The following is a 13,030-nucleotide window of genomic DNA, read 5'->3' as shown; positions in this document are numbered from 1 at the left end:
TTCTTCTCCTGATTAAAGACCTTAATGGATTTAGAATTCTACCGAATCCGGATCTTTTTGAGTAGCAACACCTTGCACCTTGTCCAATTTATCTTCATCTTCATCCGAAATGACAAAATCAAAAATATCTAGATTTGAGGTGATGTTTTTTGGAGTCACAGATTTAGGTAGCGGTAAAAATTCTTTTTGAAGTGACCAACGTAAAGCAATCTGCGCCACCGATTTCCCATATTTATCGGCTAGTTCATTGGCTAATTCATTTTTAAAAATCGCTCCCGTACCTAATGGACTGTAGGCTTCTAAAAGAATGTCTTCTTGACGACAAAAGGCTACCAATTCATCCTGCGGACAGCCAGGAGCTAACAAAATTTGGTTGACCATCGGTTTAACTTTAGCCGTTTCAAACAAAGCTTCCAAATGATGTTGCATGAAGTTAGACACACCAATCGCACGAACTTTACCAGCCTCATAAAACTCTTCCATGGCTCTCCAAGTTTCAGCATTGGCTTCCTTCCAATTGTCACGAAAAGCCTTAGGATTAGGCCAATGAATGAGTAAAAGGTCGATATAATCAACCCCTAATTTTTGCAAGGATTCTTCGATGGAAGCTTTTGCCAAGTCGTAACTATGATTACTGTTCCAAACCTTGGTTGTCAAGAAAATATCTTTGCGTGCCACACCACTATCTGCAATGGCCCGACCAACACTGACTTCATTTTTATAAGCCTGAGCAGTATCAATATGGGTATAGCCCACTTTCAAAGCATGGCTAATCGCCTGGTAAGCCTCATCCCCATCTGGGATTTGCCAAGTACCAAAACCTAGTTTTGGAATGGTGACACCGTTTGATAAAATGTATGTTTCCATATGAGTTCTCCTTTACTTATAGCATTTTTAGTTTCTTTCTTAAAAAGCAGTCATTGGTGCAAATGAAGCTTCAATAATGCTTTCCACATCTTGAACAGATAGTGGAACAAATACGTGTCCAGATAGATCACCGTGATGAACGGCCAATTCACTCATTCTTGACACCAATTCTTTGCTAACAATACCTACTTCTGGTAGGGTCATAGGAATGGCCATATCCTCTTTGAAGAATTGATAGGTACGTTCTACTGCTTGACGGGCCACATCTTCATCATTGTCACCGTTAATTCCCCACACATTTCGACCATAGGCAGCAAATCTGGCATGCGTGCTAACATCAGTATCTAAACAATGTTTCATCCAACGTGGCGTCAAAATAGCTAGACCAATACCGTGTGTAATATCATAAAAAGCCGATAGCTCATGCTCAATAGCATGACAGGTCCAACCACCCTGACGACCTCGTTCTACCAAGCCATTAAGGGCTAAAGTAGATGCCCATAACAGATTGGCACGTGCTGTGTAATCATCTGGGGTTTGTAGAGCTATAGGACCGTGTTTGAAAACTGTCTTCATCAAACCTTCTGCAATATTGTCTTGAACATCTACCCCTTCTGTCTGATTAAAATATTGTTCGAAGAGGTGACTCAAGATATCCGCTGCACCAGCTGCCGTTTGCCATCTAGGAACAGTGTAAGTCAAAGTAGGATCTAAAAATGAAACACGTGGAATCAATTCCCAACCACCTGTTCCTAATTTCTCATTGGTCTCTGGATTAGAAATCACAGCACCACGGTTCATTTCTGTACCTGTAGCTGCCAAAGTTAAGATATCCACAATCGGTAACGCTTTGCCAACCTTGCTGCTATCTAACACAAGATCCCAAGCATCACCATCATAAAAAGCTGCCGCAGCAATAACCTTAGAAGCATCAACGACGGACCCACCACCGACAGCCAAAATAACATCTAGCTCATGTTGGCGAATCAACGCTGCTCCTTGACGGACAGAATCAATTTTCGGATTTGGAGCAATTCCTGACAGTTCAACAACCGTAAAATCTCTTTCATTCAAGAGACTCAAGACGCGATCGTAAAGTCCCGATTGTTTGATAGAACCTCCTCCATAAGTCAAGAGAATTTTTTTACCAAAGGGAGCAATCGCATCCGGCAATTCTTCCAAACGATCTTTACCAAATCGAATGTCTGTTGGTATTTGCAGTCTAAAATTTTCCATAAAAACTCCTTATTGTTTAAAAAGAACAGTTTCAAAATCAAACATGTCAGGTAAATGGTGCGAGATCGAATATTCAAAAACCTTACAATTATCCAAACTAACCACTTGCTCAACTTCCATTAGAAAGTCCATAACGTCTAGGGCCATTTTTTCCTTTTCCAAGTCATTAGGACGAACACCAGTGACCTTTACAAAAGCACTGTGAATTTTCCTTCCAAGAACCGTTTCAATATAGTGATAAACAGACGACTCTAAATGATCCCTCTTTAAATTTGGAATAATGTCTATAGGCATGTAAGTATACTCCATGATACTCGGCCGTGACTCAATATGTCTCAAGCGTACAATCTTATAAACGAAGTCATCCAGACCAATCGACAATTTTTCTGCCACCTGGGCATTGGCTGATATCACATCAAAGTTGATGACTTCTGTTCTTACCTTATCACCATAATCCTCTGTCGCTCCATTTAAAGTATAGACATGAGGTATCTGAGCACTCTTCCAATCGCGAACGAAGGTTCCGGATCCTCTCCGGCGAATCAAATACCCTTCTGCTACCAGTAAGTCTAATGCACGTTTCAAGGTCATTAAACTCACACCATACACTTGCGACAAACTTTTTCCATTTGGCAGACTGGAATGCACAGAATAGGTGTCATCTTGAATCTTTTGGCGAATATCACTAGCAATCTGTAAATATTTAGGCTTTATATGTTCGATGAGCTATCACCACCTTTTTATATAACATAACATTTTTAACATAAAAAATCTAGTCTTTTTTATTTAAAGACTAGATTTAGTTTATACATGCGAAATCCGTTGTCCAACTCTCCTGAAGTTGCTCATCCTCTAGTTCTAAGCCTCTCACTTAAAAATGATCACTAACCTGTTTGAGTTTATAAGAAACGAAGACTTGTTGGCAAACTCTTTTAACTATTAGTAAGCCTTTTGCGCCCTCAAATACCTCGTATAGCTCAAACAGCTATGCCTCTTGATTTCCCACCTTATAGCTTTCTCCTCTTGCAATAGCATTTAGACCATACTTTCTTAATAAAACAACTATATGGGCTTCCTAAAACTACCATCACCATTCACTATTATTTGTGGATCTTATCTCTAATACAAATTATCCTTTTCAAGCAGGACTACTATAATCACATACCAAAGAACAATCCAATCAGATAAGTAGCAGACATTGTCAACAAACCAAAGAAAACATTTCGTCGAATAGCTGGTCTTATCGGTGCATCCCCTAATTTCGCACTGGTATAACCTGTTAAAACTAGAGCAAGTGCTACCACAATGATGGTTCCCCAAATCCTGACCGAAATAGGAAGAAGAAGAACAGATAGCATAGGAAAAATAGATCCTGCAAAAAAAGCCGCAAAACTTGAAATGGCAGCGTGCCATGGACTAGAGAACATGTCATACTCAATATTATATTTTGCTTCGACCAAGTGTTTCACTGGATTAGTTGCAAATGCTTTTTTAACCATTTGCTGAGCCACACTGTCATCATGCCCATCTTGAACGTAGTAAGTATAGAGGCTTTCTCTGGCCAATTCTGGAGATTGGTGATAAAGTTCCCACTCCCGGTGTGTCGCTGCTTTTTCAGTATCTTTTTGCGTACTGACACTAACGTACTCTCCACCTGCCATTGAAAAAGCACCAGCAAGTATCGCTGCAGCACCCGTTAAAAAGAGTAACCATGTATTACTTGAAGCTGTAGCTACACCAATCACAACCCCAGCAATTGAGATGATACCATCATTAGCACCTAGTACAGCAGCTCTTAAGATATTTAATTTTGTAGAAAAATTTGTCATTGTCATATATCCTTGTCATTTTTTCGTTTCTTTTTTACAATAGTATTATGACAATTTCAGAAAGGAAATGACAGAAACAATTCAAAGAGTTTGTTCAATAATGAACACTTCTTGAAAAGTGTCCAAAAGCCTATGGATAAACGCATGCAGAGAACACAAGAAGCCATTTTTGAGGCCTTCTTTGAGCTTCTAAATCAATATAACTTCCACGACCTTACTGTTGGACAAATCATTGACAAAGCCAACATCGGTCGCTCTACTTTTTACAGCCATTTTACTAGCAAAGACGATTTGCTAGTAGCTGTTTGTGCCAATCTTTTTCATCATGTTTTTGTTGAGTCCTCATACGCAGAACATGTGGCAAGTAGCCATTCTTTAGAGAAAGAATCTCTCCATGATCTGTTAGCGCATCTTCTACATCATTTTCAAGAAAACAAAGAGAAAGTATCCACTCTCTTTAAGTTAGGTGATGACTATTTCTCAAGGAGTCTCTCACAAGAGTTGCAGCAATTTCTAGTGCCACTGATTATGCCTAGTTACATCTCCAAAAAAAATCTTCCTGAAAGTTTTATCCATAATCATATCAAAGCCAGCTTCACTGCAGCGCTTAGTTGGTGGTTAAAAGAAAGCCCTCAGACCAGCGCTGAAGATGTTGCCTCCTATATTTTGAATATCCTTTAATGTCCATCAGTATACCCTAAGCTCTTATCGTTTCTGTCGTAGTAATATAATACGGAAATGATAGGGCTTTTTAATAGACTAAAATCCTTTTATAGGAGACTCAGACTGACACACGCTGCTAGCAGATAACTGCATAAACCTTATATTAGAAAACGTTGAATATAGAGTCAACTTCATGTTGTCTGATAAGCCAAAGACACATCAGGTAGTAATTGATTAATCGTTTTGCTCGTGTGTTATGTTTGAAACAAAGATCATATAAGTGTTCAGAACCTCCTCGCCTTATAACTCTTCTCAGCTCTGAGACAGTGGTTCTTTTCAAGTTGATAGATCATTTTAACATGGACCTAGAAATGAGAGAACTAAATAGATCTCCATTGTTATTCGCCGCAATATTTTCTCCCCCAGATTGTGATTCCACGATCAACAGTAAAATAAAAAAGGAGAGAAAACTCTCCCCTTTTTATAGCAATTCAATTATTTTGCAATTTTTGCAAAGTATTCAAGTGTACGAACAAGTTGTGAAGTGTATGACATTTCGTTGTCGTACCATGAAACTGTTTTAACCAATTGAGTTCCATCTTCAGCTTCAGTAACTTCAGTTTGAGTAGCATCAAACAATGAACCAAATGAAATACCTACGATATCAGATGAAACGATTTGATCAGTGTTGTAACCGAAGCTTTCAGTAGCAGCAGCTTTCATTGCTTCGTTAACTTCTTCTTCAGTAACTTTTTTATCAAGAACTGTTACCAATTCAGTCAGTGAACCAGTTGGAACAGGAACACGTTGTGCGTGACCTTTAAGTTTACCGTTAAGTTCTGGAATAACAAGACCGATAGCTTTAGCAGCACCAGTTGAGTTAGGTACGATATTTTCAGCAGCTGCACGTGCACGACGGAAATCACCACCACGGTGTGGTCCGTCAAGAGTCATTTGGTCACCAGTGTAACCGTGAACTGTAGTCATTGTACCAGCTTTAACACCAAATGATTTGTTCAAAGCATCAGCCATTGGCGCAAGACAGTTTGTTGTACATGAACCAGCTGAAATAACTGTTTCTGTACCATCAAGAACATCATGGTTAGTGTTGAAGACGATTGTTTTAACATCGTTTCCACCAGGTGCAGTGATAACAACTTTTTTAGCTCCATTTTCGTGGATATGTTTTTCAGCACCAGCTTTTGATGCAAAGAAACCAGTTGCTTCAAGAACGATTTCAACACCATCGTTAGCCCAGTCAATTTGTTCTGGATCGCGTTCAGCTGAAACTTTTACAAATTTACCGTTTACTTCAAATCCATTGTCTTTTACTTCAACATCACCGTCGAAACGACCTTGAGTTGTGTCATATTTCAACAAGTGTGCAAGCATTGCTGGATCTGTAAGGTCGTTGATGCGTGCAACTTCAACACCTTCTACGTTTTGGATACGACGGAATGCAAGACGACCGATACGACCGAAACCGTTAATACCAACTTTAACTGTCATTTGTGATTTCCTCCTTATGAAAATCAATAAATAATTATCTAGGGAACGAACCCTTAGTTATTGTGAAAATATTAACTAGTAAATCTACCAATTAACCTTTCAACATGACTATTGTATAATAAAATAATGTAAATTGCAAATACAAGAATTTTTCTGTAAAACAAAAAGAGCACCCTAGGGTACTCTTTTTATTCTGAATGCTTATTCACCAGAATTTTTCTTAATAATTTCTTCTTGTACTGACTTAGGAACATCTTCATAGTGGTCAAATACCATCATGAAAGTACCACGTCCTTGAGTTGCAGAACGAAGAGTTGTTGCGTAACCGAACATTTCAGCAAGTGGTACATAAGCACGAACGATTTGGCTAGTACCGTGAGCTTCCATACCATCAACACGTCCACGACGAGCAGTTACGTGTCCCATAACATCCCCAAGATTTTCTTCTGGAACTGTTACAGTAACAAGCATCATTGGTTCAAGGATAGCAGGTTGTGCTGATTTTGCTGCTTCTTTAAGGGCAAGTGATGCAGCGATCTTGAAGGCTGTTTCAGATGAATCGACATCGTGGTATGAACCATCGTAAAGTTTAGCTTTAACGTCAACCAATGGGTAACCAGCAAGAACACCGTTTTCCATAGATTCTACAAGACCTTTTTCAACGGCTGGGATAAATTCACGTGGAACCACACCACCGACGATAGCGTTCTCGAACTCGAATCCTTTACCTTCTTCATTTGGTGTGAATTCGATCCAAACATCACCGAATTGACCTTTACCACCAGATTGACGTTTGAAGAATCCACGTGCTTGAGTAGAAGCGCGGAATGTTTCACGGTATGATACTTGAGGTGCACCAACGTTTGCTTCAACTTTGAATTCACGTTTCATACGGTCAACAAGGACATCAAGGTGAAGTTCACCCATACCTGCGATAACTGTTTCACCTGTTTCAACGTTTGTTTCAACACGGAAAGTTGGATCTTCTTCAGCAAGTTTTTGAAGGGCGATACCCATTTTATCTTGGTCAGCTTTAGATTTTGGCTCAACCATCAATTGGATAACTGGTTCTGGAACGTTGATTGACTCAAGAATAACTTTTGCTTTTTCATCAGTCAATGAGTCACCAGTTGTTGTATCTTTCAAACCAACGGCAGCTGCGATATCACCAGCATAAACTGTTTCAATCTCTTGACGGCTATTCGCGTGCATTTGAAGGATACGTCCAATACGTTCACGTTTACCTTTTGAAGTATTCATAACGTATGAACCTGAGTTAAGAACACCAGAGTACACACGGAAGAATGTCAAACGACCTACAAATGGGTCAGTCATGATCTTGAAGGCAAGTGCTGCAAATGGCTCTTCATCAGAAGCTGGGCGCTCTTCTTCTTCATCTGTATCAGGGTTTACACCTTTGATTGCAGGAATGTCAAGTGGGCTTGGAAGGTAGTCAATAACTGCATCAAGCATCAATTGAACACCTTTATTTTTGAAGGCTGAACCACAAAGTACTGGGAAGAACTCAACATTGATTGTAGCCTTACGGATACTTTCCATCAATTCTTCGTTAGTGATTTCTTCACCTTCAAGGTATTTCATCATCAAGTCTTCATCAGTTTCAGCAACTGCTTCAACCAATTTTTCACGGTATTCTTCAGCTTGCTCAAGGTACTCAGCTGGAATATCTTCTTCAAGAATATCTGTACCAAGGTCGTTAGTATAAATTTCAGCTTTCATTTTGATCAAGTCGATGATCCCACGGAAGTCATCTTCTGAACCGATTGGCAATTGGATTGGATGTGCATTTGCTTGAAGACGATCATGAAGTGTGCTTACTGAGTAAAGGAAGTCGGCACCGATTTTATCCATTTTATTGGCAAATACGATACGTGGAACACCATATTCAGTCGCTTGACGCCAAACAGTTTCAGTTTGAGGTTCTACACCTGATTGCGCATCAAGAACAGTTACCGCACCATCCAATACACGGAGTGAGCGTTGTACTTCGATAGTGAAGTCAACGTGTCCTGGTGTGTCAATGATATTAACACGGTGTCCATCCCATTGTGCTGTTGTTGCAGCTGATGTGATTGTGATACCACGTTCTTGTTCTTGCTCCATCCAGTCCATTTGTGAAGCACCTTCGTGAGTTTCACCAATTTTATGGATTTTACCAGTGTAGTAAAGAATACGCTCAGTTGTAGTTGTTTTACCAGCATCAACGTGAGCCATGATACCGATGTTACGAGTTTTTTCAAGTGAAAATTCGCGAGCCATTAGGTTTCTCCTATTAATTTTATTTACTTTATTATTATAGCACGATTTAAGAAAAACGGATAGGCAGGACCTACCCGTTCGTGCGGTTTATTCATTGAACTCCCTATGTGAAAGAGTTAGCTGTACTTGAACCTATTTTCCCATAAATTAAAATTGTTTATTCGGTAAAGAATATACTGAGATAAAACTCTGACATTTACAAAATAGATAGATCCAATGCAACTTAATCTTACCAGCGGAAGTGTGCGAAGGCACGGTTTGCTTCAGCCATTTTGTGTGTGTCTTCACGTTTCTTAACTGATGCACCAGTATTGTTAGCAGCATCCATGATCTCTTTTGAAAGACGGTCTTTCATAGTGTGTTCACCACGAGCACGTGATGCATTAACCAACCAACGTAGGCCAAGTGTCACACGACGTTCTGGACGAACTTCAACTGGGACTTGGTAGTTTGAACCACCAACACGACGCGCACGTACTTCAAGTACAGGCATGATGTTGTCCATAGCTGTTTCAAACACTTCAAGAGCATCTGTCCCAGTTGTTTCTTTAATTTCTGCAAATGCATCATAAACGATTGATGCAGCTGTACCACGTTTACCATCAAGCATAACACGGTTGATAAGACGTGTTACAATTTTTGAATTGTATAATGGATCTGGCAATACTTCGCGTTTTGGCGCTCTATTTTTACGACTCATTTTTCCTTATCCCCCTTCTATTATCCTTTAGGACGTTTTGCACCGTATTTAGAACGGCCTTGTTTACGATCAGCAACACCTGCAGTATCAAGTGCACCACGAACGATATGATAACGTACCCCTGGAAGGTCCTTTACACGTCCACCACGGATAAGCACAACACTGTGCTCTTGAAGGTTGTGTCCAATACCTGGGATATAAGCTGTTACTTCGATAAGGTTACTCAAACGTACACGAGCAAATTTACGAAGGGCAGAGTTAGGTTTTTTAGGTGTCATAGTTCCAACACGTGTTGCAACACCACGTTTTTGTGGCGCTGATAATTTTGTGTGAACTTTACGGTGACTGTTGTAACCAATATTCAAAGCAGGTGAATCTGATTTTTCAACTTTAGATTTACGTGGTTTACGTACCAACTGGTTAATTGTAGGCATCTACATTTCTCCTGTAAAATTTTTAGTTTTGGTTGAAAAGAGCGATTGGTGACATCCTCTTTTCCGCGTGTACTTTTGCAACATTTGTCAGCACGTCTCTGTACACTTTTGAGAGACCAAAAGTAAAAAGTACCGTTTATTATAGTACCATATCAGACACCATACGTCAAATGAATATTCTTTGAAATTGCTTTTTGTTTTTAGGCTATGTATTAGTTATTAAGGTACAAATGCCACTTGTCATTAAGGTAGCAACGGTATACAAAACTAATCAAAACGATTGCATAACAGGCCGCCTCTTTAGGGGTGTTCGAAACGTTTAGTATTTCAAATGGAAATCTGCATCATTTTTAATAAAAAGTTAAGAACAACAGTCACTATATTGTGCAATTAGTAGAGGTAATTTAATACAGTGATTGAGTCGTTAAAAGGTCCCAAATCTTTTTAGTTGGTATAGCGTTTTAACAATTTTCATTACAGATTTGGATTCTGCGAAAACTGGAACATAGGAACGTCTAGCTAGCCTAATCACTGCATAATCACGTTCAAATAGTTCCTCACAAACAGTGTTCCTCCTATTCGTCTATTTCCAACCCAAAACTGTTGAACAGATAATTTTCAGGAGGCAATATAAACTGTGAAGATGTTGATAACCTATTTTTTCACGAGATACCCACTACCATTGACAGATAATCAAAAAGAGAGAACCTGAGTCCTCTCTACATGAATTGCTACTTAATACAATTATCGTTATTATTTATAACGTTTTTTAGATACAGCCATCGCAGCCAATCCTACCATTGTTGCCCCTGCAACCATAGCCATTGCAACTGGACGGTCGTTTGAAACTTCTTCAGAACTTGCAGAGGCAAATGTTTCTTCGACTGAATAAACACTATCTTCTGTAGCTGTTGTCGCTGTCGTTAACACTTTATTAGCTGCTTCTTCTGTATGAGACGCATCTTCTACCTCAGTAACAACTTCTTCATTTGAAGAAACAGGTGTGATAGTTGCGTTTTGAGATACTATTGGAGTTGTCTTTGATGCTTGTGTCAGTGCAACGGTTTGCCCTTGTGACAGTGTACGAACACTATCTGCTCCAGTTGTGAATGATACAACTGGAGTTGCTGTCGCTGATACCGGTACTGAAGAAACGGTCAAGAGCTGTTCTGTAGACGTAATCGTAGTACTTGAAGAAAGTTCAACCTCAGAAGCTGACACTGTGGCCGCAGAACTCGCCACTAGTGAATGAATAGCTACTTTGGCAGGTGTTGTTGCAAACACCCCAGTTGAAACCGCATCAGTTTGAGCTTTTTCAGCAGCTTGAAGATCTTTTAGTCGTAAATCAGATTTTTCCAAGTTCAGTTTTGCAGCTTCGTATGCTGTAACAACTTTACCTAAATCAGCCTTTAGAAGGTCCAAAGCTGAAACATTAACAGCCAAATCTGTTTTAGCAACTTCTAGATCTCTATTTAATGCGTCAACAGTTGCCTGTGTACGGTTAACAAGTTCAGGATCACTGTATTTTTTGAGTTGCTTCGATAATTCTGCAATCTCAGACTTCAAGGACGCTACCGTCGCAGATGAAGCTGTTGCAGACGCCTTCATAATTTGATATTTCTTCAACTCTGTCGTGAGTTTATCTTGAGCAACAACCTTTTCTTGTAAACGAAGTGCATTAGTTTGTTTCGCTTTTTCAAGTTGTGATACTAATAAGCTCTTATTCGCAGCTAATTTTGTTTTTAGAGCCGATAGCGAGTTATAGTTTTGACGAGATGTTGCTAATTGTTGATTTAATTTTTTCAACTTATCTTTTGCTCGTACAACCACTTTAGAAGACGCTACTGATGAGCTTTGTGATTTCAAATTAGTAATCTCAGTTTGAATACGTGACATCACTGATTCAACCGCTGAAATTTTAGCGCTATTATCAATAGCCCTGACGGAAACAACAGGAGTTGTGCTAAAGTTTGCCGACTTAACATTAGCAGATGGAATCACATAGATGTGTTGTGCTCGAGATGTTGATGAAACTCCTAAGTAATACGGACCATTATTGCTGTTTTGCAAAAGACTAATCGTATGACCGTAACGTGATGTTACATCATTGAAGAGCATGTAAACGATCGAATTATAGAAGTAGTTTTTAAGCTGATCTACAGTTCTCGCTGTGCCAAAAAAGCCTAAACTTTCATAGCCGCGGTTATCCGAAGCAAGCAATCCTACAGACTGAGCGTTTTTCCCGATAATGGCAGAACTATGTGGATTACTCATTGTTCCAAAACCTGTCCGGCTATACTCAGCTGCTACTGCAGTGGCAAATTGTTGTGCTGACTTTGTCACAGTTAAAGCAGTTAATCCTAATTGTCCACGCACATCATTCAAAATTTCACCAACAAACTGAGCCATTTCATTTTGAACATCAACACTCAAATTATTTGGATCAATATAACGTGTCTTATCTGCTGCTATAGATTTATAGCCATTTACCCCGCCGCCAGTATAAGAAACCCCATAAGTTGATGCTTTGACACCTGACTCAATTTGGTTTGTATACTTTGCAACAGCAGCGTTATAACCAGAAGAGAAAGTCCATCCGCTATTTTCAATAGCCTTCAAAGCTGGGTAAACTTGTGTCTTATAAGTACTTGGCAATACGATTTTATTTGCCCCAGCAACAGAAACTGCTTTAACAGTCGTTTGCTCTGTTTTTAGGCTATTAAGTTCACCTTGTTTCTTAGAAAGTTCTTCCTGTTTAGCAGCTAGTTGCTTAGCAAGATCTGCTTTAGCAGTTGCTGTTGCAGAAGCAACTTCTTTTTCAGCCACTGATACTTCACGTTCTAAACGTGATACTTCAGATTTAACACTCGCTAAGTCTGTCGAAATTTTATCCGGAGCTTCTACAAGAGATGTCAATTCATCCACTTTTGCTGCTGCTTCTGATGCTGCTTGGTTAGCTTCCGATGCCACCAAACTAGCAGAAGCCGCTGTTGCAGATTGTGATGCTGCAGCAGATTGGTCCACGGTGTTTACAGCAGAAACCGATTGGAATGTCGATGTTGTCGAAGCCAACTCTGACGCTAACTCTGAAAGATGTTCTGAGGTTGCTGTCGATTTGATAACAAGAGCTTCAGAATGCTCAGCAACTGCACTAACCAATTGCTGCTCAAGTGTTGCCACTTCAGAGGTCGCTGCTTCTGCTTCTAACGATTGTGACGCTATTTCACTTTCTTTTTCTGACAGTGCAAGGCTTGCACTATCAAGCTCTGCCTGATTAGTCGCGACAACAGCTGTTGCTTCTGCAACTGTTGTAGGTACAACAGTACTATCCGTCGAGCTTGTCGCAGCTGGATCTCCCTGAGTCAATGGAACAAGGAGCTCATCAGCGTGAACATCACCATGATTGGCTAATCCAAACCCCAAGAGGGCGATTGTTGACGTAGCAGCAAACTTGCCTGAATTTTTCCTTACTAATTTTAACTTCTTTAACATAATTTTCCGACCATTCTTGG

10 protein-coding genes are annotated in these 13,030 nt (G+C 39.7%); 1 reads left to right on the top strand and 9 read right to left on the bottom strand.

Going from position 1 to position 13,030, the window contains the following annotated elements; genetic code table 11:
- Positions 1-30: 30 nt before the first annotated feature.
- The 4 genes from G574_RS0101970 to G574_RS0101955 all read right to left on the bottom strand — a co-directional run bounded on the left by G574_RS0101970 (position 31) and on the right by G574_RS0101955 (position 3,932).
- Positions 31-867, bottom strand: coding sequence for an aldo/keto reductase (locus tag G574_RS0101970; protein ID WP_029690729.1), 837 nt, complete (start codon positions 865-867; stop codon positions 31-33).
- A gap of 39 nt (positions 868-906) precedes the next feature.
- Positions 907-2,103, bottom strand: coding sequence for an iron-containing alcohol dehydrogenase (locus G574_RS0101965; RefSeq protein WP_029690728.1), 1,197 nt, complete (start codon positions 2,101-2,103; stop codon positions 907-909).
- Positions 2,104-2,112: 9 nt separating this feature from the next.
- Positions 2,113-2,796, bottom strand: a complete 684-nt coding sequence (locus G574_RS0101960; protein WP_281167061.1) for a GntR family transcriptional regulator — start codon at positions 2,794-2,796, stop codon at positions 2,113-2,115.
- A 464-nt stretch (positions 2,797-3,260) separates the two neighbouring features.
- Positions 3,261-3,932: a VIT1/CCC1 transporter family protein gene (locus tag G574_RS0101955; RefSeq protein ID WP_156828092.1), complete on the bottom strand. Its 672-nt coding sequence runs from the start codon at positions 3,930-3,932 to the stop codon at positions 3,261-3,263.
- 90 nt (positions 3,933-4,022) lie between these two features.
- Between G574_RS0101955 and G574_RS0101950 the strand changes: the two genes are divergently transcribed.
- Positions 4,023-4,613, top strand: a complete 591-nt coding sequence (locus G574_RS0101950) for a TetR/AcrR family transcriptional regulator (RefSeq protein ID WP_084677563.1) — start codon at positions 4,023-4,025, stop codon at positions 4,611-4,613.
- A gap of 477 nt (positions 4,614-5,090) precedes the next feature.
- Here the strand turns inward: G574_RS0101950 and gap are convergent, their stop codons facing one another.
- From gap to G574_RS0101925, 5 genes are all read right to left on the bottom strand, one after another.
- A complete protein-coding gene (gap, locus tag G574_RS0101945) occupies positions 5,091-6,104 on the bottom strand; it encodes a type I glyceraldehyde-3-phosphate dehydrogenase (protein WP_029690724.1) in 1,014 nt (337 codons plus the stop codon).
- Positions 6,105-6,305: 201 nt separating this feature from the next.
- Positions 6,306-8,384: an elongation factor G gene (gene fusA, locus G574_RS0101940; RefSeq protein WP_029690723.1), complete on the bottom strand. Its 2,079-nt coding sequence runs from the start codon at positions 8,382-8,384 to the stop codon at positions 6,306-6,308.
- 229 nt (positions 8,385-8,613) lie between these two features.
- On the bottom strand, positions 8,614-9,084 hold the full coding sequence (rpsG, locus tag G574_RS0101935) for a 30S ribosomal protein S7 (RefSeq protein ID WP_017768901.1): 471 nt from the start codon (positions 9,082-9,084) through the stop codon (positions 8,614-8,616).
- A gap of 20 nt (positions 9,085-9,104) precedes the next feature.
- Positions 9,105-9,518 carry a 30S ribosomal protein S12 gene (gene rpsL / locus G574_RS0101930; RefSeq protein WP_001142328.1) on the bottom strand — a complete coding sequence of 138 codons (414 nt, stop codon included), beginning with the start codon at positions 9,516-9,518 and terminating at the stop codon, positions 9,105-9,107.
- A gap of 753 nt (positions 9,519-10,271) precedes the next feature.
- The gene (locus tag G574_RS0101925) at positions 10,272-13,010 is read right to left on the bottom strand and encodes an SEC10/PgrA surface exclusion domain-containing protein (RefSeq protein ID WP_029690722.1); all 2,739 of its coding nucleotides are present in this window, start codon (positions 13,008-13,010) and stop codon (positions 10,272-10,274) included.
- Positions 13,011-13,030: the final 20 nt, after the last annotated feature.

Origin of the sequence: Streptococcus hyovaginalis DSM 12219 (genome assembly GCF_000420785.1) — a bacterium.
Classification (GTDB): Bacteria; Bacillota; Bacilli; order Lactobacillales; family Streptococcaceae; genus Streptococcus; species Streptococcus hyovaginalis.
Note: the sequence above shows the minus strand (reverse complement) of the source record. Positions and strands in the feature narration are given on the sequence as shown.

Coding starts and splice junctions, on each gene's coding strand:
- rpsG (WP_017768901.1), bottom strand. CDS start 9,084: ATGAGTCGTAAAAATAGAGCGCCAAAACGCGAAGTATTGCCAGATCCA.
- G574_RS0101925 (WP_029690722.1), bottom strand. CDS start 13,010: ATGTTAAAGAAGTTAAAATTAGTAAGGAAAAATTCAGGCAAGTTTGCT.
- gap (WP_029690724.1), bottom strand. CDS start 6,104: ATGACAGTTAAAGTTGGTATTAACGGTTTCGGTCGTATCGGTCGTCTT.
- fusA (WP_029690723.1), bottom strand. CDS start 8,384: ATGGCTCGCGAATTTTCACTTGAAAAAACTCGTAACATCGGTATCATG.
- G574_RS0101965 (WP_029690728.1), bottom strand. CDS start 2,103: ATGGAAAATTTTAGACTGCAAATACCAACAGACATTCGATTTGGTAAA.
- G574_RS0101955 (WP_156828092.1), bottom strand. CDS start 3,932: ATGACAAATTTTTCTACAAAATTAAATATCTTAAGAGCTGCTGTACTA.
- G574_RS0101970 (WP_029690729.1), bottom strand. CDS start 867: ATGGAAACATACATTTTATCAAACGGTGTCACCATTCCAAAACTAGGT.
- rpsL (WP_001142328.1), bottom strand. CDS start 9,518: ATGCCTACAATTAACCAGTTGGTACGTAAACCACGTAAATCTAAAGTT.